Origin of the sequence: Bacillus sp. SIMBA_154 (genome assembly GCF_046536015.1) — a bacterium.
GTDB classification, from domain to species: Bacteria; Bacillota; Bacilli; order Bacillales; family Bacillaceae; genus Bacillus; species Bacillus pumilus_P.
In genome coordinates this window covers 84,931-110,703 of record NZ_JAWJBV010000007.1, presented here as the reverse complement: position 1 = coordinate 110,703, position 25,773 = coordinate 84,931, and the positions used below count along the sequence as shown (strand labels likewise).

The 25,773-nt window shown below is 40.1% G+C and carries 33 protein-coding genes; 21 read left to right on the top strand and 12 right to left on the bottom strand.

Features of this window, described 5'->3' with window-relative positions; all coding sequences use genetic code 11:
* The first annotated feature begins 79 nt into the window (after positions 1-79).
* A complete protein-coding gene (locus R0K30_RS12030; RefSeq protein WP_230030206.1) occupies positions 80-928 on the top strand; it encodes an STAS domain-containing protein in 849 nt (282 codons plus the stop codon).
* Between the two features lie 32 nt (positions 929-960).
* On the opposite strand, the gene R0K30_RS12025 is transcribed toward R0K30_RS12030, so the two are convergent.
* Complete coding sequence (locus R0K30_RS12025; protein ID WP_410610862.1) at positions 961-1,503, bottom strand: IseA DL-endopeptidase inhibitor family protein; 543 nt, start codon at positions 1,501-1,503, stop codon at positions 961-963.
* Positions 1,504-1,797: 294 nt separating this feature from the next.
* Between R0K30_RS12025 and R0K30_RS12020 the strand changes: the two genes are divergently transcribed.
* On the top strand, positions 1,798-2,247 hold the full coding sequence (locus R0K30_RS12020) for a hypothetical protein (protein WP_099725718.1): 450 nt from the start codon (positions 1,798-1,800) through the stop codon (positions 2,245-2,247).
* 47 nt (positions 2,248-2,294) lie between these two features.
* Here R0K30_RS12020 and lexA read toward each other — a convergent pair whose 3' ends face one another.
* Positions 2,295-2,915: a transcriptional repressor LexA gene (gene lexA / locus R0K30_RS12015; RefSeq protein WP_003212311.1), complete on the bottom strand. Its 621-nt coding sequence runs from the start codon at positions 2,913-2,915 to the stop codon at positions 2,295-2,297.
* Positions 2,916-3,074: 159 nt separating this feature from the next.
* Here lexA and yneA point away from each other — a divergent pair, with 159 nt between their 5' ends.
* From yneA to R0K30_RS11985, 6 genes are all read left to right on the top strand, one after another.
* Positions 3,075-3,386 (top strand): cell division suppressor protein YneA, encoded by a 312-nt coding sequence (gene yneA / locus R0K30_RS12010; protein WP_034660770.1) that lies wholly within the window; start codon positions 3,075-3,077, stop codon positions 3,384-3,386.
* A gap of 17 nt (positions 3,387-3,403) precedes the next feature.
* Positions 3,404-4,051: a YneB family resolvase-like protein gene (locus R0K30_RS12005; protein ID WP_099725717.1), complete on the top strand. Its 648-nt coding sequence runs from the start codon at positions 3,404-3,406 to the stop codon at positions 4,049-4,051.
* Between the two features lie 69 nt (positions 4,052-4,120).
* Positions 4,121-4,351 carry a DUF896 domain-containing protein gene (locus R0K30_RS12000; protein ID WP_099725716.1) on the top strand — a complete coding sequence of 77 codons (231 nt, stop codon included), beginning with the start codon at positions 4,121-4,123 and terminating at the stop codon, positions 4,349-4,351.
* A 193-nt stretch (positions 4,352-4,544) separates the two neighbouring features.
* Entirely contained in the window at positions 4,545-6,548 is a 2,004-nt protein-coding gene (gene tkt, locus R0K30_RS11995; protein ID WP_410610858.1) for a transketolase, read from the top strand.
* A gap of 198 nt (positions 6,549-6,746) precedes the next feature.
* A complete protein-coding gene (sirA, locus tag R0K30_RS11990) occupies positions 6,747-7,193 on the top strand; it encodes a sporulation inhibitor of replication protein SirA (RefSeq protein ID WP_012010100.1) in 447 nt (148 codons plus the stop codon).
* A gap of 84 nt (positions 7,194-7,277) precedes the next feature.
* Positions 7,278-7,496, top strand: a complete 219-nt coding sequence (locus tag R0K30_RS11985) for a YneF family protein (protein ID WP_003212379.1) — start codon at positions 7,278-7,280, stop codon at positions 7,494-7,496.
* 268 nt (positions 7,497-7,764) lie between these two features.
* Here the strand turns inward: R0K30_RS11985 and R0K30_RS11980 are convergent, their stop codons facing one another.
* Complete coding sequence (locus R0K30_RS11980; protein ID WP_369810454.1) at positions 7,765-7,938, bottom strand: aspartyl-phosphate phosphatase Spo0E family protein; 174 nt, start codon at positions 7,936-7,938, stop codon at positions 7,765-7,767.
* Positions 7,939-8,147: 209 nt separating this feature from the next.
* On the opposite strand from R0K30_RS11980, the gene R0K30_RS11975 reads away from it, so the two are divergent.
* Positions 8,148-8,855 carry a cytochrome c biogenesis CcdA family protein gene (locus R0K30_RS11975; RefSeq protein WP_034323747.1) on the top strand — a complete coding sequence of 236 codons (708 nt, stop codon included), beginning with the start codon at positions 8,148-8,150 and terminating at the stop codon, positions 8,853-8,855.
* A 94-nt stretch (positions 8,856-8,949) separates the two neighbouring features.
* Complete coding sequence (locus R0K30_RS11970) at positions 8,950-9,432, top strand: CcdC family protein (protein WP_230030207.1); 483 nt, start codon at positions 8,950-8,952, stop codon at positions 9,430-9,432.
* A gap of 217 nt (positions 9,433-9,649) precedes the next feature.
* Here R0K30_RS11970 and R0K30_RS11965 read toward each other — a convergent pair whose 3' ends face one another.
* From R0K30_RS11965 to sspO, 4 genes are all read right to left on the bottom strand, one after another.
* Complete coding sequence (locus tag R0K30_RS11965; RefSeq protein WP_034323742.1) at positions 9,650-10,078, bottom strand: DUF2621 domain-containing protein; 429 nt, start codon at positions 10,076-10,078, stop codon at positions 9,650-9,652.
* Positions 10,079-10,340: 262 nt separating this feature from the next.
* Positions 10,341-10,742: an Hsp20/alpha crystallin family protein gene (locus R0K30_RS11960; protein WP_256499611.1), complete on the bottom strand. Its 402-nt coding sequence runs from the start codon at positions 10,740-10,742 to the stop codon at positions 10,341-10,343.
* 102 nt (positions 10,743-10,844) lie between these two features.
* Complete coding sequence (locus R0K30_RS11955; RefSeq protein ID WP_410610855.1) at positions 10,845-10,991, bottom strand: small acid-soluble spore protein P; 147 nt, start codon at positions 10,989-10,991, stop codon at positions 10,845-10,847.
* Between the two features lie 16 nt (positions 10,992-11,007).
* On the bottom strand, positions 11,008-11,154 hold the full coding sequence (sspO, locus tag R0K30_RS11950; RefSeq protein ID WP_099680711.1) for a small acid-soluble spore protein SspO: 147 nt from the start codon (positions 11,152-11,154) through the stop codon (positions 11,008-11,010).
* Between the two features lie 220 nt (positions 11,155-11,374).
* Here sspO and acnA point away from each other — a divergent pair, with 220 nt between their 5' ends.
* The 7 genes from acnA (at position 11,375) to R0K30_RS11915 (ending at position 16,166) form a co-directional block, all read left to right on the top strand.
* The gene (acnA, locus tag R0K30_RS11945) at positions 11,375-14,104 is read left to right on the top strand and encodes an aconitate hydratase AcnA (protein ID WP_099728349.1); all 2,730 of its coding nucleotides are present in this window, start codon (positions 11,375-11,377) and stop codon (positions 14,102-14,104) included.
* A gap of 65 nt (positions 14,105-14,169) precedes the next feature.
* On the top strand, positions 14,170-14,673 hold the full coding sequence (locus tag R0K30_RS11940) for a TlpA family protein disulfide reductase (RefSeq protein WP_099728350.1): 504 nt from the start codon (positions 14,170-14,172) through the stop codon (positions 14,671-14,673).
* Positions 14,674-14,746: 73 nt separating this feature from the next.
* Complete coding sequence (locus R0K30_RS11935) at positions 14,747-14,872, top strand: FbpB family small basic protein (protein WP_003211002.1); 126 nt, start codon at positions 14,747-14,749, stop codon at positions 14,870-14,872.
* Positions 14,873-14,923: 51 nt separating this feature from the next.
* Positions 14,924-15,067: an acid-soluble spore protein N gene (locus R0K30_RS11930; RefSeq protein WP_008357830.1), complete on the top strand. Its 144-nt coding sequence runs from the start codon at positions 14,924-14,926 to the stop codon at positions 15,065-15,067.
* 15 nt (positions 15,068-15,082) lie between these two features.
* Positions 15,083-15,325: a small acid-soluble spore protein Tlp gene (gene tlp, locus R0K30_RS11925; protein ID WP_099728351.1), complete on the top strand. Its 243-nt coding sequence runs from the start codon at positions 15,083-15,085 to the stop codon at positions 15,323-15,325.
* 103 nt (positions 15,326-15,428) lie between these two features.
* On the top strand, positions 15,429-15,851 hold the full coding sequence (locus R0K30_RS11920) for an acyl-CoA thioesterase (protein WP_099728352.1): 423 nt from the start codon (positions 15,429-15,431) through the stop codon (positions 15,849-15,851).
* Positions 15,852-15,854: 3 nt separating this feature from the next.
* Positions 15,855-16,166, top strand: a complete 312-nt coding sequence (locus R0K30_RS11915; protein WP_099728353.1) for a hypothetical protein — start codon at positions 15,855-15,857, stop codon at positions 16,164-16,166.
* A 38-nt stretch (positions 16,167-16,204) separates the two neighbouring features.
* Here the strand turns inward: R0K30_RS11915 and R0K30_RS11910 are convergent, their stop codons facing one another.
* The gene (locus tag R0K30_RS11910) at positions 16,205-16,480 is read right to left on the bottom strand and encodes a HesB/YadR/YfhF family protein (protein ID WP_410610945.1); all 276 of its coding nucleotides are present in this window, start codon (positions 16,478-16,480) and stop codon (positions 16,205-16,207) included.
* A gap of 110 nt (positions 16,481-16,590) precedes the next feature.
* Positions 16,591-17,172: a glycerol-3-phosphate 1-O-acyltransferase PlsY gene (plsY, locus tag R0K30_RS11905; RefSeq protein ID WP_099728355.1), complete on the bottom strand. Its 582-nt coding sequence runs from the start codon at positions 17,170-17,172 to the stop codon at positions 16,591-16,593.
* 154 nt (positions 17,173-17,326) lie between these two features.
* Here plsY and R0K30_RS11900 point away from each other — a divergent pair, with 154 nt between their 5' ends.
* The 3 genes from R0K30_RS11900 (at position 17,327) to parC (ending at position 22,565) form a co-directional block, all read left to right on the top strand.
* On the top strand, positions 17,327-17,740 hold the full coding sequence (locus R0K30_RS11900) for a CoA-binding protein (protein WP_327925224.1): 414 nt from the start codon (positions 17,327-17,329) through the stop codon (positions 17,738-17,740).
* Positions 17,741-18,156: 416 nt separating this feature from the next.
* Positions 18,157-20,124, top strand: coding sequence for a DNA topoisomerase IV subunit B (gene parE / locus R0K30_RS11895; RefSeq protein WP_099728357.1), 1,968 nt, complete (start codon positions 18,157-18,159; stop codon positions 20,122-20,124).
* Positions 20,125-20,126: 2 nt separating this feature from the next.
* Positions 20,127-22,565 carry a DNA topoisomerase IV subunit A gene (gene parC, locus R0K30_RS11890; protein WP_099728358.1) on the top strand — a complete coding sequence of 813 codons (2,439 nt, stop codon included), beginning with the start codon at positions 20,127-20,129 and terminating at the stop codon, positions 22,563-22,565.
* Positions 22,566-22,619: 54 nt separating this feature from the next.
* Here the strand turns inward: parC and R0K30_RS11885 are convergent, their stop codons facing one another.
* From R0K30_RS11885 to R0K30_RS11875, 3 genes are all read right to left on the bottom strand, one after another.
* Positions 22,620-22,745, bottom strand: a complete 126-nt coding sequence (locus R0K30_RS11885; RefSeq protein ID WP_256499615.1) for a hypothetical protein — start codon at positions 22,743-22,745, stop codon at positions 22,620-22,622.
* Between the two features lie 43 nt (positions 22,746-22,788).
* On the bottom strand, positions 22,789-23,118 hold the full coding sequence (locus R0K30_RS11880; RefSeq protein ID WP_230030212.1) for a hypothetical protein: 330 nt from the start codon (positions 23,116-23,118) through the stop codon (positions 22,789-22,791).
* A 194-nt stretch (positions 23,119-23,312) separates the two neighbouring features.
* Complete coding sequence (locus tag R0K30_RS11875) at positions 23,313-24,485, bottom strand: MFS transporter (RefSeq protein WP_410610847.1); 1,173 nt, start codon at positions 24,483-24,485, stop codon at positions 23,313-23,315.
* Positions 24,486-24,662: 177 nt separating this feature from the next.
* Between R0K30_RS11875 and R0K30_RS11870 the strand changes: the two genes are divergently transcribed.
* Positions 24,663-25,742: an isocitrate/isopropylmalate dehydrogenase family protein gene (locus R0K30_RS11870; RefSeq protein WP_410610845.1), complete on the top strand. Its 1,080-nt coding sequence runs from the start codon at positions 24,663-24,665 to the stop codon at positions 25,740-25,742.
* The last annotated feature ends 31 nt before the right edge of the window (positions 25,743-25,773 follow it).

Sequence of the window (25,773 nt, the reverse complement as noted above, 5' to 3'; positions counted from 1 at the left end):
TCGAGCTAGCAGGGACAAAAGATTCAGTGGTACAATCAATCTATAATGACAAGAAGAAAATGTGAAGGGACATATGCTTATGGACAAGAACCGTGCATTATACGATTTTTTCATGCAACATGCAGAGAAATTAACTAAAACATGGTATGAATCAATTGAGGATGATGATCCAGAATCTATTTATCGTTCAACAGATTCGAGCATCATAGCAGAGCTTAAACGGCAAAATCAAGATTATTATCAGCATTTTATACGTGCTCTTATTGAAGACGAGACGTATTTACATACTGAGTTTAAAAAGTGGTCGGAAGACTTAGCAAGTGATCCGAAACATTTAAACACACCATTAGATTATGTCGTCAGAGAATATATGTCTAATCAAAGAGTGGTCCTTCATTACTTAAAAGAGTTTATTAAACAGCGGCAAGGTGATATTGATATCGATCGCATATTTTATTGGTATGATTTAATATCAGAGGCGTTTAACATTTCAATCCATGTGTTCATCCAGCAATATGTGAAAAACACAACCAAACAGCTCGTTGCTCAAAGAGATATGATTTATGAGCTGAGCTCTCCCGTCATCGTCTTAAAAAGCCATATTGCATTATTGCCTTTAGTAGGTGACATTGACACGGCGAGAGCAAAGATTATATTAGAAAATACATTAAAACAGTGCTCGCAAAAAGGTGTTCAGCATTTGTGCATTGATTTATCGGGTGTCGTCATTATTGATACAATGGTGGCTCATCAAATGTTTGATCTTGTCACGTCACTTCGGTTAATTGGGGTGGAGACGACCATTTCAGGGATCAGACCAGAAATCGCTCAAACAGCTGTGCAGCTCGGGCTTCCTTTTCATGAATTTCGCACGGCATCATCACTTGCCCACGCGCTAGATCACATGACTGAATTTTCTCCTAAATAAAAACCAGGCCTAGTAACGGGCCTGGTTTTTATTTAGATCACAGCGTCAATTTTTGTTACTTTCCAATCCTTTTGTACTTTCTCATAAGTGACAGTTCGTTTTACTTCACGTCCATCAAGTGTTGGGACTGTGAATTCATATGTGCGGATTGTATTTTTCTTAGAGACAAGTTTAGGTGTTGCTTTCTCCCAATTGAGCATGTTGTCTCCGTCACCGACTGGAACAGCCATTTTCCTATTATGAACAATAAACTGATAGTCTTTTAAACCATGAGTGATCGCATCTTTTGTGAAAACTTGAGATAGGTAGCTGTTTAGTTTTTTCTTTGTATCAAATGTTTTAGAAAGATAGTTGTATGTCATGTCTTTATAACTAAATGATTTTAATTTGTAATCTGAATGTTCATTAATTTTGTAGCCTGACATCGCACTCCAAAAGTGTTCTCGTGCATCAAGGGCAATATGTAACGCTTCTTTATTTGTTAAAGCGGCTGGTTTTTTGGAAGCGGCTAGTGTTGTTGATTGTAATGAGATCATAAGCATAATAGCAGTTAATAAAACAAATAATTTTTTCAAGGCGATTGCCTCCTTTTTTAAATGAAAACTTCTTATGTTACAAATGTTACAATAATTACATTGATATTACAAGTGTTAAATCTAAAAGTTTTTTATTTCTTTTCTTTCTACCTATATAACGTTTGAGCGAGACAAAAAGTTTTCATTTTTTTATTTTTTCTTCTTCACTACTATTTAACCGTTCTACAGAAGAACAAAACGTCTTTTGGAAAAATTTCTATTTGGACGTTCAACACCCTTTTTCATTTATGACATATACTGTCGTGATGAATGTCTAAGAAAGTGGTGTTTAATATGTATCATCCGTATGAAGGTATGTGGAATGGGTACTTATATGATAGGCAGGTACAAGGATGGCCATCGCTTCCTGTTCCTCAAGTTGGAGGATTTCCTGGGTTTCCAATCGGAGGGGGAGGTACTGGGCCAGGGCAAGGTTCAGGCGGACAATCAGCCCCGCCAGCTCCGCCGCAGCATATCATCTCACAGTATCAGCAAGCAGTCTCTCAGCCTCAAAGTATGCAGTCACTTATTTCAGGGCAAAGTGTAAGTGGAGGCCAGCAAACTGTTCAGTTTGCAGCGGGATGTAATAGAAGATGGACGATTGTGTTCCTTAGAAACGGTCAAGTATTTTTAATGTATGTGCTTTCCTCACAGCCTTTTGGCCGTACAACAGGCTTTATATGGCCGAACTTTACATTTGGTTCGTTCCCAAGTTCGAGTATTCTTGCTTATTCTTGTTCATAAAAGAAAAAGCCGGTTCTCATCAGCAACTGATGAAATACCGGCTTGTTTTAATGAATATTTCGAAATACGCCAATCACTTTACCTAGTATACTCACATTCTGTAAAATAATCGGTTCCATTGATGGGTTCTCTGGCTGTAATCTAAAGTGTGTATCTTCCTTATAAAAACGTTTCACTGTGGCTTCATCTTCCTCTGTCATCGCGACCACAATATCTCCATTGTTGGCAGTGCTTTGCTGACGGACAATGACATAGTCCTTGTCCAAAATACCCGCATCAATCATACTTTCTCCCATAATTTCAAGCATAAATACTTGTTCATCTGGCGCTGCAAAAGTCTCTGGAAGAGGGAAGTATTCTTCTACATTCTCAACAGCCGTGATAGGCAAGCCGGCTGTTACTTTTCCGATGACTGGTACATTCATTACAGCACTCTTTGGAATATTCATTTCCTCTTCATCTAGTACTTCGATCGCTCTAGGTTTTGTCGGGTCTCTTCTAATTAAACCCTTTGTTTCTAGTCTAGCTAAATGTCCATGGACAGTTGAGCTGGATGCTAGACCGACAGCTTCTCCAATTTCACGAACGGATGGGGGATAGCCCTTGCTTTTTACTTCTTCTTTGATGAATGTCAGGATATCGAGTTGTCTTTTTGATAGCTTCGTCATCTTTTGCACCTCAAAACGTCAATTTTAAAGAAATTATAGCATGTTTTTCCTAACAGTACAAACATAGGTTCGAAAAAAACGTTTGACAGAAACGTTTGTTCGTATTTATAATGAATGACAGAAAGAGCGAACGCATATTCTGTTAGGGGAGATGACATTATGAGGTTAAAAGAATCTATTATTTTTATTGGGGTATTCTCATTCATCGTTGGCATATTTCTCTCACTTATCGCAGTCACTAGCCATAATGATCCAAATCAATATGTTAAAATAGAGGTTCAATCAGGTGATACTCTTTGGGGGTTAGCTGATCAAGTAAACGACAGTAAATCAATCGACAAAAATGCGTTTATTGACTGGGTAACCGAACACAATGATCTTGCTTCAACTGAAATCCAGCCTGGAGACATCCTTGTGATACCAGTCAAAAAAGAGCATCCAGTCGTATATCAACTTGCAACAGTACAGTAGAAAGGTCGATTGAAGAGATGAACGCAATCATTTATGCGAGAGTCAGTACTGTCAAAGAAGAGCAGGAAACCTCGCTGAAAAGACAAGAAGAAGAATTGCTAGCTTTAGCTGCTTTGCACAAGATGAATGTGGTCAAAGTCATTAAAGAAAAAGCGAGTGGATACGATCTAGATCGTAATGGTGTTTTTGATATGCTTGCTACGCTGAAAGAAGAGTCAATAGATGCTGTTCTCATTCAGGATGAGACGCGCCTTGGAAGAGGACAAGCAAAAATTGCGCTTCTTCATTGTCTTTTTAAAGAGAAAGTAAAGGTGTATAGTGTTTTTCATAGAGGAGAGCTTGAGCTTTCAGAAGCAGATGAGATGGTCATTGAGATTGTAGGAATCGTGGAAGAGTATCAACGAAAAATTCATAACCTGAAAATTAAGCGGGGAATGAAGAGGGCTGTTGAGCGCGGGTATCAGCCTGAACTCAATTTAAAACACCGTGAGCAGGCGCCTGGCCGTGAGCGAATTGAAGTACCGATTTCAGAAATTGTTCGATTAAGAAAAAACAACATGACGTTCGCCGAAATCGCAGCAACACTTCAGGGACTAGGCTTTGACATTTCAAAGGCGACGGTGCATAGAAGGTATCAAGAATATGAAAAAGCTCTTACCACGTAAAGTGTGAATTGTTGTAAAAATGAATGATATTTAGTAGTATTTAGAGAAAATGTTTTAAAGGAGTTTGTCATGATTTCTAAAAAGCAGCTTGCAAGAATAAATGAGCTTTCAAAAAAGTCGAAAGAGACCGGTTTGTCGGACGCTGAAAAAACAGAACAAAAGCATTTAAGAGAAGAATATTTAAAAGCTTTTCGTTCTTCTATGAAAAATACACTTAAAACCGTGAAAATCGTCGATCCTGAAGGAAACGATGTCACACCAGAAAAATTAAAAAGAGAAAGAGATCAGAACCTTCATTAAGATCAGGATTTCTTGAATTTTGAAAAGATGGGAAGAATATTCTCATCTTTTTTCTTATTTGCATAAGTTTTTAGGTGATCGATAAACTAAATGTGACAAAATCCTTCTTTTTCAGCGTGAAATAGTTGTGAAAAAAGGACAGTAGATTTATGATAATGGTGTACACAAGATACGGAAGGGGATTTAAATTTATATGGAAACGATTGAATTGAAATCTATTGCAACAATACGTACTCTCTCCATAGACGCAATTGAAAAAGCGAATTCCGGTCACCCTGGAATGCCAATGGGTGCTGCACCAATGGCATACGCTTTATGGACGAATCACTTAAACGTAAGTCCGCAAAACCCAAATTGGTTTAACAGAGACCGTTTTGTTTTATCTGCGGGACATGGCTCTATGCTTTTATATAGCATGCTTCATTTAAGCGGATACAACCTTAGCATCCAAGATCTAAAACAATTCCGCCAATGGGGAAGCAAAACACCTGGACATCCTGAATTTGGACACACAGAAGGCGTAGATGCCACAACAGGTCCTTTAGGACAAGGGATTGCCATGGCAGTTGGAATGGCACTTGCAGAAAGACATCTTGCGGAAACGTATAACAAAGACAACTTTAACGTTGTGGACCACTATACATACAGCATTTGCGGAGACGGAGACTTAATGGAGGGAATTTCCTCTGAAGCTGCTTCACTTGCTGGTCATTTAGGCTTAGGCCGTTTAATTGTTCTTTATGATTCAAATGATATTTCTTTAGATGGCGACCTAGATCGTTCATTCTCTGAAAATGTGAAGAATCGTTTTGAAGCGATGAACTGGGAAGTTCTTTACGTAAAAGACGGCAACAACATCGAAGAAGTGACTGCTGCTATTGAAAAAGCCAAACAAAGTACGGACAAACCTACTCTCATTGAAGTGAAAACAACGATCGGTTTCGGATCTCCAAACCGTGCGGGAACGTCTGGTGTGCATGGTGCACCGCTTGGCAGCGACGAAGCAAAGCTGACGAAGGAAGCTTATTCTTGGACGTTTGAAGAAGATTTCCATGTACCTTCTGAAGTGTACGATCATTTCAAAGAAGCTGTAAAAGACGCTGGTCAGAAAAAAGAAGCAGCGTGGAATGAGCTATTTGAGCAATATGAAAAAGAATATCCAGAGCTAGCAGCTCAGCTGAAGCTTGCGATTGAAGGAAAGCTTCCTGAGAATTGGGATCAAGAGGTTCCTGTTTATGAATCAGGCTCAAGTCTTGCCTCTCGCGCTTCTTCTGGCGAAGTATTAAATGGCATTGCGAAGCAAGTACCTTTCTTTATTGGTGGTTCTGCTGACCTTGCTGGATCAAATAAAACAACAATTAAAAACACTGACGACTTTGGTAAAAATAATTACGCCGGCAAAAATATTTGGTTTGGTGTCAGAGAATTTGCAATGGGTGCCGCGTTAAACGGTATGGCACTTCACGGCGGTCTCCGTGTATTCGGCGGAACGTTCTTTGTTTTCTCAGATTACTTAAGACCAGCTATTCGTCTTGCTGCATTAATGGGACTGCCAGTCACGTATGTCTTTACGCATGATAGTATTGCCGTCGGTGAAGATGGGCCAACGCATGAGCCGGTTGAACAACTTGCTTCATTACGCGCGATGCCTAACCTTTCTGTCATTCGTCCAGCAGATGGAAACGAAACAGCTGCAGCGTGGAAACTGGCTGTATCTTCAACGGATAAACCAACAGCACTAGTACTCACTCGTCAAAACCTTCCAACGATTGACCAAGCACCAGAGAAGGCATATGAGGGAGTAGAAAAAGGTGGATACGTTGTCGTTGAAGCTGCTGATGCTCAGCAAGAAGCACTTTTACTCGCTTCAGGATCTGAAGTAGGCTTAGCGATTGAAGCGCAAAAGGCACTTGAAAAAGAAGGCATCCGTGCTTCTGTTGTGAGTCTTCCTGCATGGGATCGCTTCGATCAGCAGTCAGACGAATACAAAGAGTCAGTCCTACCTAAAGCAGTGAGAGCACGTATTGCGATTGAAATGGGTGCTTCATTTGGCTGGGAGCGTTACACTGGTCTTGATGGCGACGTGATTGCGATTGATAAATTTGGCGCTTCTGCTCCAGGTGAAACCATTATTGAGAAATACGGATTTACTGTAAGCAACGTGGTCAGCCGTGTGAAAGCGAAGCTTAATAAATAATCGATTTCCAAGCATCATGCTTTTTTGCTACCTGTTTGCAGAGCATTTCCATCCGCTCTGCAAACTTTTTTCTTTTTTCTTGTTTTTTTGACAAAACTAGTTTCTTCTTGCTTCATATATAGACAATTCTTTCTTTCACATTTTTGTATAATACAAGCAATATACGAGATTGACGAAATGTGAAAGGAAGGGATAGACATGGAACGCCATTATTATATTTATTGGATTGAGGATGAATTTGCGCATCATTATTTTGGTAGAGAATCGATTTTGTTTCATTTGTTTGAGTCGTTACACTGGACGAACCGCACGGAAGATGAATTGGTTATGCTTGTGAAACAAGTGGATTACGTGACGAAACGAATCCCTGCTTTTCATATGCACCAGCGATTAATGAACAACTTAACGAACATTCACTATACACAAATAGGCTCGATTTACAGCGCCTCCTTACCAGATGGAAAAGGAACAGCTGCATTCATCATCAAAGATCGTTATATTCAAATGTCTGCCACAGGTAGTTATGAGGCAGAAGCGGTGTTTTTTGAAGTGCTGAGAAAAATCAGTCCTTGCTTCCTTGCCATGGACTTTGGATCAAAGAAGCACGGGTGGCTCAATCCGGTAAAAGTGAGGAATTTTGTTTAAAAAAATAAAATTGAACGTGAAATGTTGTATAATAGCCTTTTGTTTAGTACACTTTATACGAGACAACATGAAGGAGGAAGAATTATGGATTTATGGGTTGTCATCCTTGTAGGCGTTGTTGCACTGCTTGCAGGAGTTGCACTCGGATTCTTTATTGCTCGTAAGTATATGATGAGCTACTTGAAAAAGAATCCACCAATTAATGAACAAATGCTTCGAATGATGATGATGCAAATGGGCATGAAACCGTCCCAAAAGAAAATCAATCAAATGATGAAAGCCATGAACAACCAAGCGAAATAATACGTACGATATTATGATCATAGATGGAACATGGGCATAAAGAATGGACAAGCTATGTCCTTTCTTTATGAAGTCACCTTCATCAGACGCTTAAAACCACTGTACTTGCATGAATGAAGCAGGGAAGGTGGTTTTTATTATGGCGTCATGCATCATCTAAAAGACCAAAAACAAAAAACCCCTGTGATCAGAGGTTTTTGTTTCGTTTATTGTCACACATATCAACTTTTCTAAAATCGTGCGGCATGGTTTATATCATGAGATATGATTAGTTGGCTGAGTTTGAGTGTAGGTGTCGTTGATATTGTAAGAGGAGATGATCTAGCTGCTGGCTATGTTCGATGGTCACTGTTGATGTCATCCCATTATGCAAGACAACTTTCATCAGCTCTTCTCTTTTTTCTTCGATTTGAGTTAATAATGATGTTTTTACCAAAGTCATGTTCCTTTCATGCAAATCTTGATAAAAAGAATCGATTCTATTATATCCATATTAAGGTTTATTTTCAAATTTAAAGGATTCGTTATCTCGATGTCAAATTAAATTATATAAGGTTTTAAGAGAATAGACCATCTTTATTGAGATGATGTAAAAAAAATGAAATGATTTTGTCATCTCTTGTTGTATATTATAAGAAGGGGGGTGTTCTTTTGTCAGATCTGAATTATTTTTTAGCTTTTGGAGCAGGGTTTCTTTCTTTTATCTCACCGTGCTGTCTTCCGCTTTACCCAGCCTTTTTATCGTATATCACGGGTGTTAGTATTGATGAAGTGAAATCTGAGAAAGTGATGCTGAGAAGAAGAAGTCTGCTTCATACATTATTCTTTTTAATTGGGTTCTCTATCATTTTTATTGCGATTGGCTTTGGGACATCGTTCGTTGGTTCGTTCTTTATTGAATATCATCAAGCGATTCGTCAAATTGGGGCCATTCTCATTATTTTCTTTGGCTTTATGATTCTTGGTGTATTTCAGCCCTCTTTTCTGATGGGGGAAAAGAGAATGCAGTTCAAAAATCGTCCGGCTGGTTTTTTTGGATCGATTCTCATTGGAATGGGTTTTGCCGCTGGATGGACACCCTGTACCGGCCCGATTTTATCAGCTGTCATCACACTTGCCAGCAATAAACCGGAGTCCGCTGTGACCTATATGATTGCGTATGTATTAGGCTTTGCCATTCCGTTTTTTGTTCTGTCCTTTTTCATCACGAAAATGGCGTGGATCAGAAAGCGTCAGCAGCTCATCATGAGAATTGGCGGGATCATTATGATTGTGGTAGGGATTTTACTGTTCTTTGATCTTCTAACATGGATTATCATTATGTTCTCATCATTGTTTGGTGGATTTACAGGCTTTTGAAATCGTTTTCTACAGTCGCGGCGAATGGTTTTTTTTCGTCAATTGGAGTATATTATACATAGACTGACCTTAAAGAATAAAGGAATGATTTGATATGATGATCATAATCTCTTCTATAATTGCGGTATGTATGGCGGTAGCCGTCATGTTTATTCGCATTAAATCATCTGCAAAACCTGCAACCGCGAAAAAAATTATTTTACCTCCTATATTCATGAGCACTGGTGCTCTGATGTTTTTGGTCCCTATGTTTCAAGTAACTGGAGCTGAATTTCTTGAGGCGATCACAGTGGGGATGTTTTTCTCCATATTTTTAATTAAAACATCAAAATTTGAAATTAGAGGGAATGAAATTTATCTAAAGCGATCAAAAGCATTTGTGTTCATTCTCATTGGTCTTCTTATTATTCGTATTGGCATGAAGACCATCCTGAGTTCTTCCATTGATTATGGTGCGTTAAGCGGGATGTTTTGGATCCTTGCCTTTGGCATGATTGTGCCTTGGCGGGTCGCTATGTATTTATCGTTTAGAAAGCTGTCTAAACAATTAGATCCCCAGCAGGCTCAAATGAATTAAACCTCCTTTATAAAAAGGAGGTTACAGCGTGTAGACAAACCCTCGCATTCGTTGTCAGTCCTGCGCGCTGGTGCTCACGAATGTCAAATCCGCTCCAGTGCTCGTCCTTCCTAGAATTCAAAGGTTTTCTATCACGCTGAAAATAAGACTAAGGGCTAAAATAAAGATCATTTTAGCCCTTTGTCAACAATCTGAAACCTCCTTTATAAAAAGGAGGTTATTTTAATAGCGATTCGTATGGCGTGTGATCGATGTTTTTTTCTTGCAGGCGCTTAAGTAAAAACTTATGGTCTCGCTTTGGCGTAGCGATTATATAGCCGCGAATAATTAAGTCTAAATTAATGCTGGCAGCCTGTTCTTTTAATGCCAGTTCGCCAATTTTGCCCGCGATTTTTTCTTTGGCGACATCTCGAAACAGCTCTGGAACTGGTAATACGAGCTCATTTAAAAGCTGTTTGTCCTCATCCCGCCATAGGTGCAAGCTCTTTTGAATATATTCATCCTGCCAATCAAGTTCTGATTTCCCGTCTTCCTTCGGCAATCGTTTTAAAAATTTGCGAAACATAAAAAAGCCACCGATTGCTAGTAATCCGATCATCACTGTCCCCCAAAATAAAATGAACCACAAAAACCAGCCGCTTAACATGTTCTCACTCCTTATACCCCTTATGTCTCTATCTTATTTTACATGAAGAGATGATAGAAGAAAATAACAAAAATGTCTGTATCTTTTCTCTATAAGCGCCCCTTTTTCATTGATAGACGTCCATTTACTAGAAGGACCCAAACCATTTAGTAGAAAAAGCATATATTATCGTATAGCGACTCTACTATTTGGCCATGGTGGTTCGCAAAAGGGATTGACTTGAAACGAACGGAAGAGAGCCCACCAAAATGAAGGTGGGCTCTTAATGTTTGAAATGCGGCATTTGAAAGGAAAATGCCCCGTCTTGATGATGAGAATATTTTTTAATTTTTATCGATATGATTCGGTTTTCGTATTCTGTGTCAATGTCTTTGTTATTCAAATAAAAAGGGAGCATGACACTTTTTTCAATTTGCTGTTCGCTTTCATCATTTGGCTTTTGTGCCGTGAAAGCTAGAGTGAGCTCATATCCAGCGAAGGTCAGCTTTACATCAGTGATCGACAAGGTAGAGATATCGATCTCAATAATATAATCACGGCTTGTTTCATACAGATCAATTGGGAGGTGTTCATCATACCAGGCAAAAGGATCATCCATTAACACATTGAGCCAATCATCTATTTCAAGAAAATCAGAGGAATTCACTTGCTTTTCATTCTCCATAAACACTCCTCCATCACATCTCATAATAAATCATATGTTGAAAACTGAAATGTGTGAAAGACCTAAAACATCCCGTTTGGTCACGGGATGAGAAGGGAATGTTTACATATCATGATGTGAATTGTGCTTTTGTCTTGAATGGTTGCGGCTTTTCACTTTTTTACTGCCTGATAATGGCTCAGGCTGCCTGCCATGATGCTCCTTAGGAGAGTTTTGACGGATGTCTTTCCCTGTGTTTTTATTCGTCATGATTCTTGCTCCTTTCTTATTGGTTCTTTTTGCGTTTTTTATTGTTTTGTCTTTGTTCTTCTGTTAAAACGAGCTGATCATTTTCAATATAGCCTGCACCTTTTCCTTGGCTTTTGGCTGCGTTCATGCCGTTAATCACATGATTTGCTTTGCGTTTTGTCATGTTCTATCACCTCAATATTAGTATGAACTCGCGCCACTCGGTTTATGAAGAGTAATCATTTCCTAATGATAAGATAAACTTATTGAATTTAATAAAAGCATTGTTATTTACTTATGTATGAATTTGTTTTAAGATGAAATTGTGAGAAAATTGTGGTGAAATACGACGATTTTTCTGAGAATTGAAATTGATCTTGATCATCAAAAGGGGGATTTTGGACATGTCGAAACAGCAGCAAGTCGCTAAACAAGACGCTTTTCAATCTAGAAAAACGTTTTCGACAAATGGGAAAACGTATCACTATTATTCGTTAGAAGCACTAGAAAAACAAGGAATCGGAAATGTTTCTAAGCTGCCTTATTCCATTAAGGTACTGTTAGAATCAGTGCTTCGCCAAGTAGACGGTAGAGTGATCAAAAAGGAACACGTTGAAAACTTGGCAAAATGGGGAACTGCCGAGGTAAAAGAGATTGATGTTCCATTTAAACCATCTCGTGTTATTTTACAAGACTTCACGGGTGTACCAGCCGTCGTTGACCTTGCTTCTTTAAGAAAAGCAATGGCAGATGTCGGAGGAGACCCGGATAAAATCAACCCTGAAATTCCAGTTGACCTTGTCATTGACCACTCGGTACAAGTTGACAAAGCTGGAACTGAAGACGCATTAAACATTAACATGGATTTAGAATTCGAACGTAACGCAGAGCGTTATAACTTCCTTAGCTGGGCAAAGAAAGCGTTTAACAACTATCAAGCTGTTCCGCCTGCAACAGGAATTGTTCACCAAGTGAACTTAGAGTATCTTGCAAGTGTTGTTCATGCGATTGAAGAAGATGACGAGATCATCACTTACCCAGATACACTAGTTGGTACTGACTCTCATACAACAATGATTAACGGAATTGGTGTTCTTGGATGGGGAGTTGGCGGTATTGAAGCGGAAGCTGGTATGCTTGGTCAACCTTCTTACTTCCCAGTACCAGAAGTCATTGGCGCTAAATTAGTTGGGGAGCTTCCAAACGGAACAACTGCAACTGACTTGGCATTAAAAGTCACGCAAGTACTACGTGAAAAAGGCGTTGTGAACAAGTTTGTTGAATTCTTCGGACCAGGCGTTGCACAGCTGCCATTAGCTGATCGTGCAACGATTGCGAACATGGCGCCTGAATACGGTGCTACTTGCGGATTCTTCCCAGTAGATGAGGAAGCTCTGGCTTACCTACGTCTCACTGGCCGTGATGAAGAGCAAATTAATATCGTTGAAGAATATTCTCGCGCAAATGGTTTATTCTATACGCCAGATGCTGAGGAACCAGTATTTACTGATGTCGTGGAAATTGATCTTTCTAAAATTGAGTCAAACTTATCTGGTCCAAAACGTCCACAAGATTTGATTCCACTTTCTGAAATGAAAGAGACGTTCCATAAACATATTGAAAGCCCAGCAGGAAACCAAGGATTCGGCTTAGAAAAATCAGAGCTGGATAAACAAATCGAATTTGATCTTTCAAACGGTGAAAAAGCTGTCATGAAGACAGGTGCGATTGCGATTGCAGCGATTACGAGCTGTACGAATACATCTAACCCATACGTCTTGATCGGGGCAGGTCTTGTTGCGAAGAAAGCAAGTGAGCTTGGTATGAAGGTACCAAACTATGTGAAAACGTCACTAGCGCCAGGTTCAAAGGTTGTAACAGGATACCTTGTGAACTCAGGACTTCTTCCATACCTAAGAGACCTTGGATTTAACATTGTTGGATATGGCTGTACAACATGTATCGGAAACTCTGGACCGCTTGAGAAAGAAATTGAGGAAGCTGTCTCTGAAAATGATCTGCTGATCACTTCAGTTTTATCAGGTAACCGTAACTTTGAAGGACGTATCCATCCGCTTGTCAAAGGAAACTACCTTGCATCACCACCACTAGTTGTGGCATATGCACTTGCGGGTACTGTAGATATCGACCTAACAAAGGATCCGATCGGTGTCGATAAGGATGGCAAAAACGTCTATTTCAATGACATTTGGCCAACGATGGACGAAATCAACAGTGTTGTTAAGAGCACAGTAACACCTGAATTATTCCGTTCAGAGTATGAAACTGTCTTTGATAACAACGATCGCTGGAATGAAATCAAAACAACCGATGATGCACTATACAAATGGGATGAGAATTCAACTTATATTGACAACCCACCATTTTTCGAAAACCTTTCAGTTGAACCTGGCAAAGTTGAGCCACTTAAAGGACTTCGCGTTGTTGCAAAATTCGGTGACTCTGTCACAACTGACCATATTTCTCCAGCTGGAGCAATTGGGAAGGACACACCTGCAGGTAAATACTTGCAAGAAAGAGGCGTGTCGCCTAGAGACTTCAACTCATATGGATCTCGCCGTGGGAACCACCATGTTATGATGAGAGGTACTTTTGCAAACATCCGTATTAAGAACCAGATTGCACCGGGAACAGAAGGCGGATATACAACGTATTGGCCAACTGGTGAAGTGACATCCATTTATGATGCATGCATGCGTTATAAAGAAGATGGAACAGGTCTTGCGATCTTAGCAGGTAAAGACTACGGAATGGGTTCTTCACGTGACTGGGCTGCAAAAGGAACAAACCTTCTTGGGATTAAATTTGTTCTAGCTGAAAGCTTTGAGCGTATCCACAGAAGTAACCTTGTCTTCATGGGCGTACTTCCTTTACAGTTTAAAGACGGAGAAAGTGCAGAGACTCATGGACTAACAGGAACCGAAACATTTGAAGTAGATGTTGACGAAACAGTTCGTCCGCGTGATCTTGTCACTGTAAAAGCAATCGATGCAGATGGCAATGAGAAAACATTTGAAGTGCTTGTTCGCTTTGACAGTGAAGTCGAAATTGACTACTATCGTCATGGCGGTATTCTTCAAATGGTACTGCGTGAAAAATTGGCAAGCAACTAATAAAACGAAGAAGAGAAGGCGCTCGAAAGCTTTCTCTTCTTTTTTAAAATAGTGGAGGATCAATCATGTGGAAAAAAGTAATGGCAAGCGCTGTTTTACTTGTGTTGATTGGTTTACTTGCGTGGAATTTATTTGGGCCAAAAGAGCCGGCCATCGGTCTTGAAATAGGGGATCAGGCCCCTGATTTTGAGCTCAAAACACTTGATGGCAAAACCGCATCGTTATCTGATTATCGCGGGAAAAAGGTGCTCGTCAATTTTTGGGCGACATGGTGTAAACCATGCAGAACGGAAATGCCGGATCTAGATGCGATCAGAAGCGAGAATGATCAAGTCGAAGTACTAGCAGTGAATTTGACGACCACTGAAAAGAGTGTGGATCATGTCGCAGCATTCAGAGATGAATTAAAGCTGACCCTTCCTGTTTTATTGGACCAAAAAGGCATTCAAGCGAGGTATCAGGTGCTTTCATATCCAACTACATACATATTAGATGAAAAAGGACGCATCATGTCTGTGAAGCATCAAATGCTGACAAAAAAAGAAATTGAAACAGAGCTGGATCTATAATGATTCAGCTCTTTTGCTTATTTTCTAAATTTTTTGGCGAAAATGTAATACACATACACTGGAGGTGAGCGGAATGAGAAGAAGAAAACGCCGTACATTTGAAGAGCTTGTGCTTGAAAATAAGAAAGAATTATTAAGTAATGAGGAATTTTTAAACCAGCTAGAAGAAAAGTTGGAAGAGCGCTTTAGACAGAAATAAGTTATGTTTTATCCGTTTTCGTTCATCCTAAAGAAGAGGGAGGGATGAATGATGGGTAGAGAGCATGATAAACAAGCACAGTTTACACCAGACCATTTAGGGACAAAACCTGTGGCGTACAAACGCAATAAAGGTAAAAAGATGCATAATAAATCAAATGAACAGCCTGATGTGATACAGACGAAGGGCGAATAATAGGAGGGAAGCATGATGAATGGCAAGTCATATCAATCCAATCCAGATGATCGTTCTGATAATGTTGAAAAGCTCCAAGATATGATCGAGAACACGCTAGAAAATATTGATGAATCTGAAGCAGCGATGGCTCTTTCGACAGAGGAAGAACAGCAGATGATCAAGCAAAAAAATGAAAATCGCAGAACGAGTATTGACGCCATGCGTTCTGAGATAAAGGACGAAGAAGCAGCAAGAAAGAATGGCTATACCGAATAAACCAGGGATTCCTGGTTTATTTTATTGCCTCTTTTTAGAAGAACCTTTTGGAATGTGGTAAAATGGCAGAGACCTTAGGTTTCGATAGGAGAGCGATGAAAACGTGTATGTATCCAAAAAAGAAATAGAAGTCCGTTATGCAGAAACAGATCAAATGGGCATCGTTTATCATGCCAATTACTTAATTTGGATGGAAGTCGGCAGAACAGCGTTGATTAAAGAACTGGGATTTTCCTATGCGCAGCTAGAAGCAGACGGTGTCCTTGCACCTGTTGTAGATCTTCAGGTTCGATATAAAAAACCATTACTGTACGGCGAAACCGCAATCATCCATACGTGGATTGAAGAATACAATGGTGTCAAAACGGTGTATGGCTATGAAATTCAAAAGCCTGATGGACAAACAGCTATTACGGGGACAACCTCACATATTTGTGTAGACAAAGACACCTTTAGACCTATTCAGTTTAGAAAAGCCTTTCCTGCCTGGCACAAAGTATACGAACAGTCGAAAAAGCAGGGTTAATCTATGGCATTTGGTATTAAAAGAAGCGATTTGAACGCATGGAAATCAGCTGTTCGGCAAGGGAAAGTCGCCTTTTTGACACACTATTGGCTTGATGACCGTTTTCCAAATGCCAATACCGTCACAAAGGCAGCCTGTCAGGATATGAAGCAATTAATGGCTTGGGGAGAAACACATGGATTAAAAAAAGAATGGATTCATGTTCGAGAAGGCTTTCCTCATTTTGACCTGATCGGTGAATCGCAAGAAAGGATCTTGCAAAAGGAGCGGTCTTTAGGAAACATTCAGGAGTATGGACTATATATTGATGTATAAAACAAAAAAGATACCCGAGGGATGAGGTATCTTTTTTGTTATTCATAATGAAACTCTGGTTCTTTCACGGACTCGTTATAATCAATATGCAGATCATGGTTGTCAAAATACCAAATATCACTTTCCTCAATAAAGAAAGTAATACCTTCTAATTCAGCGGTTGCGCCGGCATTTTGAGGTTCATCTTTTGCGACGCCGAGAGAAAAGCCTTTTTGTACATTACTGCACCCGCCATATCTCACAAAAAAGCGAACATGATCACCTTTTTCTAAATTCAGTTCATCCTTGTACCAATTGAGTGCATCATCTTTCATCGTTAATTTCAATGTGATCGCCCCTTTTTGAAGTCATGCTGTTTTTTTACATGCAGAATGCAAAAACAGCTTTTCTGTACTTTTACCACATATTTAAACTTAATAAACGGCTAGAGCCATTTGATTTTCGGTTCAGTTTTGTTGAGAATTCGTTTGAGGTTGGCGATGTGTCTGTAGATCACAAAGCCAGCAAGAACGGCTACAACAATAATTAAGAATAGGTCTTGGGTGAATATGCTGTAAATGAATGTATAGATTCCAGTCAGCATTGATGATAAAGACACATATTTACTAATGTATAAAAATAAGAAAAAAGCAGCGATCATTGTGATAAATAAGAACGGGGCATAAAATAGCAACACGCCGCCTGACGTAGCGACTGCTTTTCCCCCCTTAAATTTTGCAAAGACAGGAAAGCTGTGACCGATAACAGCAGCAACTCCTGCTAGTAAGGGATGAATGTCCAGCTGCATGAAAAACGGTAAAGCTGAAGCGAGAGTCCCCTTTAAAATATCAGCTGTAATAACGATAGACCCTGCTTTTACCCCAAGCGTACGAAATGCATTCGTCGCACCTAGGTTCCCGCTGCCATGTTCACGGATATCGATTCCCTTTGCAGCTTTCCCGACAATGAGACCGGATGGAATACTGCCAAGTAGATAAGCCAAAATAAACATCAAAGCAATTAACATCTGCATAACTCCTTTATATTCTCCCTCTTGTCTTACATTTTAACATGATCTTATGAAAAACATGGCGATCTTTTTTTGAAAAAAGAGAAGGAGAATGAATTGAGCTTTGTTTTTCAGAAGAAATTCGCTAAAATAGAAGAAAAGGAGTGTCTGGATGAATCATCCTACTAAACAAGAAATCGGTCGTATATTAAAGAGCAGCAAACGAATTGCTGTTGTTGGTTTATCAGATCAGCCGCACCGAACGTCTTATATGGTCTCAAAAGCGATGCAGGATGCCGGTTATGACATCATTCCGGTGAATCCAACGATTGATGAAGCACTTGGCGTAAAAGCGGTCGCGTCTTTAAAAGACATTCAAGAGCCTGTTGATATTGTCAATGTCTTTAGACGTTCAGAATTTTTACCTGAGCTGGCAAAAGAATTTCTTGAAATGGACGCACCTGTTTTTTGGGCACAGCAAGGCGTATATCACGAAGAAGCGAAAAGATTGATTGAGCAAAAAGGGAAAGTGGCCATCATGGATTTATGCATTAAAGTGGCTCATGCTATGACAAAAACTCATTAAATCGTCAAAAATCCTTGAAAAACCAAGGATTTTTACTTTTTTGTTACAGAAATATATTTGCGATTCTAGAAGAAAACGATAAAATAAGGCGACAGGGACATATCGATGACCTTGCATATCGAGAAAAAGAGCGATAAGATAAAGACGGAACACACGTTCTGTTTTGCTAAAACCATCATATGATTGCATTTGGCTTATGAAACAGTCTTGTTTATAATGGACTTCTAGTTCTGATTGCAGAATATGGGCCATTCTCATAGTCATGCAAAAGAGCATGTATAGCTGAATCACACATGCATGGTGATGATGCAGCTTATTAAAGTGGACAGTAATGAGCAGCATGATCATCATTAAAATCTAGAGAGATCATTTGATGATTAGCCGGTTATGTTTGTTAGTGAAAGGGGATTAAGCATTTGGTTAAAAAGCAGCAAGTAGATTATAACGATGATTCTATTCAGGTGCTAGAGGGGCTTGAAGCGGTCCGTAAACGTCCAGGTATGTATATTGGATCTACGGATTCACGCGGTCTTCATCACCTTGTCTATGAGATTGTAGATAACTCTGTCGATGAAGTGCTCGCTGGCCATGGAGATCATATCATTGTCAAAATACATAAAGATAACAGCATTTCCGTCCAAGATAAAGGACGAGGAATGCCTACTGGTATGCATAAGCTTGGAAAACCGACACCTGAGATCATTTTAACTGTCCTGCACGCAGGCGGAAAATTTGGTCAAGGCGGATATAAAACAAGTGGTGGACTTCACGGGGTTGGGGCATCTGTTGTAAACGCACTGTCAGAATGGCTCACTGTAACAATTGAACGAGATGGCTTTATTTATCACCAGCGATTTGAACACGGCGGCAAGCCAGTAACATCACTTGAAAAAATCGGGAAAACGAAAAAGACAGGAACACTGATTCATTTTAAGCCAGACCCAACAATGTTCAGTGTCACCACCTATAATTTCGATACATTATCAGAACGTTTAAGAGAATCAGCCTTTTTATTAAAAGGGTTAAAAATAGAGCTGATCGATGAACGGCACGATGTACAAGAAACCTTTTATTATGAGACGGGCATCGAAGCATTCGTAGCTTATTTAAATGAGGAAAAAGATGTACTTAGTGAAGTCGTCTCGTTTGAAGGGGAGCATCAGTCCATTGAAGTAGATTTTGCTTTTCAATTCAATGATGGCTACTCAGAAAATATCCTTTCCTTTGTCAATAACGTAAGAACAAAAGATGGCGGTACGCATGAGTCTGGTGCAAAAACAGCAATGACGAGAGCCTTTAATGAATATGCACGCAAAGTAACTCTTTTAAAAGAAAAAGACAAAAATTTAGAAGGCACTGATATTCGAGAAGGACTGTCTGCCATTATTTCTGTCAGAATTCCTGAAGAGCTGCTTCAATTTGAAGGACAAACAAAAGGAAAGCTTGGGACAAGTGAGGCACGGTCATCTGTTGACACTGTTATTTCTGAAAAACTTGCTTATTTTCTTGAAGAAAACCGGGAAACGGCGACTCTTCTTGTGAAAAAGGCCATTAAAGCACAGCAGGCAAGAGAAGCTGCTAGAAAAGCAAGAGAAGAAGCAAGGAGCGGCAAGAAACGTAAAAAGTCCGAAGCGACGTTAAGCGGGAAATTAACACCTGCTCAATCTAGAAACCCGGCAAGAAACGAACTGTACCTAGTAGAGGGCGACTCAGCGGGTGGATCAGCAAAGCAAGGACGTGACCGAAAGTTCCAAGCGGTGCTTCCGCTTCGAGGGAAGGTCATTAACACTGAAAAGGCGAAGCTTGCTGATATTTTCAAAAACGAAGAAATCAACACCATTATCCATGCAATCGGTGGTGGCGTCGGTGTCGATTTTAATGTAGAAGACATCAATTATGACAAAATTGTGATCATGACAGATGCGGATACGGATGGTGCGCATATCCAAGTGCTTCTGCTTACGTTCTTCTATCGCTATATGAAGCCGCTGATTGAGCATGGGAAAGTATTTATTGCACTTCCTCCGCTATATAAAGTCAGCAAAGGCTCAGGGAAGAAAGAAGTTATTGAGTATGCATGGTCTGATGAAGAAATGGATGGCGTACTCAAGAAAGTTGGAAAAGGGTATACGATTCAGCGCTATAAAGGTTTAGGTGAAATGAATGCCGACCAGCTATGGGAAACGACAATGAATCCAGAGTCGAGAACACTTGTCAGAGTAAAAATCGATGATGCTGCACGAGTGGAACGCCGCGTCACGACACTTATGGGTGACAAAGTAGAACCGCGCCGTAAATGGATTGAAAAGAATGTCGCCTTTGGACTTGATGAGGAAAGCAACATTCTTGAAAATGAAAACTTGTCGCTAGCTGAGGAGGTTTAAACATGGCACAACAAGAACGATTTCATGATTTACCATTAGAAGAAGTGATTGGAGACCGGTTTGGTCGCTATAGTAAATATATTATCCAAGACCGTGCGCTTCCAGATGCACGCGATGGACTAAAACCTGTACAACGAAGAATTTTATATGCGATGTACGCAGAAGGAAACACACAAGATAAAAACTTCCGTAAAGCTGCCAAAACAGTTGGTAACGTCATTGGTAACTACCATCCGCACGGTGACTCATCTGTTTATGAAGCCATGGTCAGAATGAGTCAGGAATGGAAAGTACGAAATGTGCTGATTGAGATGCATGGGAATAACGGAAGTATTGACGGAGATCCTCCTGCTGCCATGCGTTATACAGAAGCAAGACTTAGTGCGATTGCTTCAGAGCTTTTAAAAGATTTAGACAAGGAAACAGTCGAATTTGTCGCAAACTTTGATGATACAAGTAAAGAACCGGTTGTATTACCAGCGATGTTTCCAAACCTTCTAGTAAATGGATCAACAGGAATTTCAGCTGGTTATGCGACCGATATTCCTCCGCATCACCTGGGAGAAGTGATTGATGGGGTCATTAAACGAATCGAACAGCCGCACTGTACGGTTGAGGAATTAATGACAGTCATTAAAGGACCAGATTTCCCAACAGGCGGTATTATTCAAGGTGTGGACGGCATTAAGAAGGCTTATGAAACGGGAAAAGGAAAGATTATGATTCGCGGAAAAGCGGAGATTGAAACCATTCGCGGCGGACGCCAGCAAATCGTGATCACAGAAATCCCTTACGAAGTCAATAAAGCCAACCTTGTGAAAAAGATGGACGAGTTCCGAATTGAAAGAAAAGTAGAAGGTATTTCAGAGGTTCGAGATGAGACAGACCGTACTGGACTTCGAATTGTTGTAGAGCTGAAAAAAGAAGCTGATGCAAATGGTGTCTTGAATTTCTTATATAAAAATTCTGATTTGCAAATCCCGTATAACTTTAATATGGTTGCGATACATAATCGAAGACCGACCTTAATGACGCTCACAACAATACTTGATGCATATATTGCCCATCAAAAAGAAGTGGTAACGAACCGCTCAGCATATGAGCTTCGAAAAGCGAAGGAACGTCATCATATTGTAGATGGTTTAATTAAGGCCCTTTCCATCTTAGATGAAGTGATTGCGACAATCCGCTCGTCTAATGATAAGCGTGATGCGAAAAATAACTTAATGGAGAAATATGACTTTACAGAAGCCCAGTCAGAAGCGATTGTTTCTCTCCAATTATATCGTTTAACGAATACAGATATTACGCAATTAAGAGACGAAGCAAGTGAGCTTGACGTGCGTATAGCAGAACTTGAAGACATTTTAGGGAACGAGAAAAAACTGCTAAAAGTGATTACGACCAGTTTGAAAAAGCTCAAAAAAACTTATGCTGATGAGAGACGATCTGTCATTGAGGAAAAGATCGAGGAAATTAAGATTAACCTTGAAGTGATGATCGCATCAGAGGATGTATACGTTACGGTCACGAAGGATGGATACATCAAACGGACAAGCCAGCGCTCCTATGCCGCATCTAACGGGAAGGACTTTGGCATGAAGGATACAGACCGGCTGATTCATCAGTTTGAAATGAATACAACGGATGTTCTTCTTTTGTTTACGAATAAAGGGAGCTACATTTATTGTCCGGTTCATCAGTTACCAGATATACGCTGGAAAGACATGGGCCAGCATATTACGAATATTATTTCGATTGATCGTGATGAATCTATTCAAAAAGCGATTCCAATTAAAGAATTTGATGAATCGTCCTATCTGGTGTTCTTTACAAAAGGCGGTATGGTGAAGAAAACAGAGCTTCTCCAATATAAAGCGCAGCGATATTCAAAACCGCTCGTCGCCTTGAATCTAAAAGGTGATGATGAACTCATAGATGTTCACGTCACAACAGGCCAGCAAGAATTGTTTATTGCAACGAAAAATGGTTATGGATTGTGGTTTGATGAAGAAGAAGTGAGCGTTGTAGGCCCAAGAGCGGCTGGTGTCAAAGGAATCAACTTGAAGGAAGGGGACGAGGTGGTCTCTGGACAAATTATTGATCCGAAGAACGATGTCTTAGTTTTGACGACACAAAGAGGTGCCGTGAAGCGAATGAACCTCTCTGAATTTGATAAGACATCAAGAGCCAAACGCGGAGTGCTCATGCTAAGAGAATTAAAGAAAAACCCGCACCGTATTGTGGCTGTGATCGCTGCATCTTTGCACGATACACTTGAGATTGATACGGAAAAGGGTGCCATGATTCCGCTTGATATCTCTACTTTAAGAGCGAATGATCGTTATAGCAATGGATCATTTATTGTAGATGAGGAGGAGCAGGGAGAAGTGACCCATGTCCTTCTATCACCGGAATCTACTCCAGATGAGAATAAATAAGCAAACGAAAACCCCCTGAGATAGACAGGGGGTAATTTTTATAATTTGGGTCATTTAGCTCTCGTGGTTGCCGAACAAGCTTGTAATGGCGTGAACCACTTCTATTCCTTGGTAGACAAAAAGTGAAAGTGAAGTGACAGAGAACAGACCTACAATGAATAATCTTAAGAAAAATAACATCGTGTAAAACCTCCCAATTTTTGTTTTGATTTCAATGGTTGGGTTAAACACGAGCTGCTCGGAAATAAGAAGATTGATAGAACACTGCAAGTAAATGCTTCTTTTTCCGGTCAAATCGATCAGTATAAGTGATGCGTGCAAATCCAGCTGTCATACTGCCAATGATCAGCAGTGCTGTAAATGCGGCAAATACTGCGTTCACATGTTTCTTTTCATCGCCTGTTGTCTGAACGATTTTTATTTCATGTGATTCTTGATCGGCAACCACTTTTGCATGATGGTATACCTGAACGGAATGAGGCATTGAGAACAAATGAAAACTTGCCAGTGCTATGAATAAGACAGCTAATTTTAACAGCATATTTTTTTTCATTTTTCTCACCCCTCCCTGTTTATTTTCATGATCTTACCACGTTTTCAGTTATTTGAAAAGTCTTGTTTTTTTACTTTCCCTCATTTAAAATGCTGTAAACATCAGGACATCTATAGGACTGTTTCACTTCGTGAAAGGTTTCAATTTTATTTTTTAAATTTAAAAAAAGTGCCATGATGAGAATCTGGCACTTTTCAGTGAGAATGTAATGAATGAGGTTTTGCTACAGCTTTTGTAAAGTTTCCCGCAATACAAATAGCGAATAGAACAAATATAAAGGCATGAAGCAGTCCTACCTCATTGGCGAGCAGTCCTAAAATTGGTGGCCCAGAAAGGGAGGCTGTGTAACCAGATAAGGTCACAATGCTGACGCGTTTGACGGCGTAGCGGCTATCATCCCCAGCTGCCGAAATGGTCAGTGGGAAGCCTAAAGAAGCGCCAAGTCCCCATAAAAAGATGGATATCATACACACTACGAGTGAAATCTTTAAAATGACTAACAATAGTCCTGCAGCAGCTGAAAAAATAGCGACTCTTAGCAATAACACCCTGCCAAAGCGATCAATTAAACGTCCGCTAATCAGTCGTCCACTAATCATCCCGCATAAAAATAAAGCATAGATGACGGTACTCATGGAATGTGAAACCTGGTAGCCATCTACCATCGCAAGTGGAATCCAATCATTTGCAGAGCCTTCTACAAATGCAAGACATAAGGCGATCATCGCAAGAGATATCGTCCGTTTGTTCAGCCATGTTGCATGAGAACCATCAACTGTTTTTGTTTGCTTCTCAAGATGCTCCTTTCCTGTCCCGTGGGGAATAAACCGTGTACAAATCAAAATGCTGAGAAAGAAAAGAATGGCAATGATCAGAAGATGAATCAACACAGATACCCCTAGATGGATAAAGAGAATCCCAGCACCTGCACCGATTAACGTGCCAATGCTGAAGGAAGCGTGCAAAATAGGCAGGATGGTTTTCCTGATGTTGTACTCAATTTCCGTCCCTTCTAAGTTCATGGCCACATTGCACATGCCTGAGCCCGCTCCAAAAAGAAAAAGACCGGCAGTGACCACAAGGGTAGAAGAGAGCGTTGAACCAATGGCGAGAGTCGTGAATCCAGTGAACATCAAAAAAGCGCTGATCACAATGGCCACTCGTCCGCCTTTTTTACGAACGAATATATTGGAAAGGACAAGTCCAACAATAGAACCAACAGATAAACCAAGTAAAATAAGACCCATTGTCCCTGTATTCGCTTGTAATAGATCTCTGACTTCCGGTGTCCGTGAAAACCATGTAGAGATGGAGATCCCAGACATCGTAAAAATGACAATAATCGCTTTATACCACTTTAATTCCATCTAATCCCTCACATTTAATGATATATATGACAGAACAAATCTACTCGATTATAAATGAGACTTCCTGATTCGTAAATAACATGAGGGAGGATTATACTGAAATTTAAGTCAAAAGAAATGAAGCCTTCACAATGCTTCTTGTGAGAAGGTAAAATCAAGACAAAGGGGGCGGATTTTATGCAGTCATATCGAATCGGGGTATTGAAAGGAGATGGGATTGGGCCAGAAATTGTACAAGCAAGTATGCGCATCTTAAAGGCAGCGCTTTCACAATTTCATGAGTCATTTGTGGAATTTGTAGAATGTCCAATCGGTTTTGAAGCGATCCATTCTCCTCACCAAGATCCTGTGCCGACATCTACTAAAGACGAATTGAAAAAATGCCACGGGTGGATTTTAGGGCCTCATGATTCTGCATCATACCCAGACATATTTAAAGAGAGGAGGAATCCAAGCGGAGAGCTCCGTCATACGTTTGATCTATTTGCGAACATTCGTCCGTCTCAATCGTTACCAGGGGTACAAAGCCTTGCACGAGACGTCGATCTCGTCATTTTTCGAGAAAATACAGAAGGCTTCTATCCAGATCGGAACATGTATCATGGGGTAGGAGAGTGGTTGATTACACCAGATGTCGCTATATCTACAGGTGTATTTACAAAAAAAGCGATTACACGTATTGCCCATGCAGCCTTTCAAAGTGCGATGGAGCGCAGGCGAAAGGTTACTATTGTTCATAAGGCAAACGTTATCAAATTAGGGTCTGGTTTGTTTTTGCAAACATGCCAAGAGGTAGCAAAAGCGTATCCGCAAGTGGCGGTAGAGGATGTACATATCGATGCAATGGCGGCTCACTTGGTGAGACGTGCAAGTGATTTTGATGTGATTGTGACAGAGAATATGTTTGGTGATATTTTATCAGATTTAACAGGGGAACTAGTCGGAAGTTTAGGAATAGCCCCTTCATTAAATTGTAACGAAAACCAAGCCATGGCACAGGCAGCACATGGATCAGCACCGGATATCGCTGGGCAAAATATTGCCAATCCAATGGGCTTGATTCTTTCTACAGTGATGCTTTGTGACTGGTTACATGTGAAATATAAAGATGAAAGGTTAAAAAAGACGGCTGCTCTTATCGAACGTACACTTCATGAGATCATGAAAATGAACGTTAAAACGAAGGATTTAGGAGGAAACGAGACGACGACACAATTCACAGAGGCATTCATTCAAACCATGAATTCAAATAAATAGAAGGGAGATTTTAGCGCAATTTCGGATACAA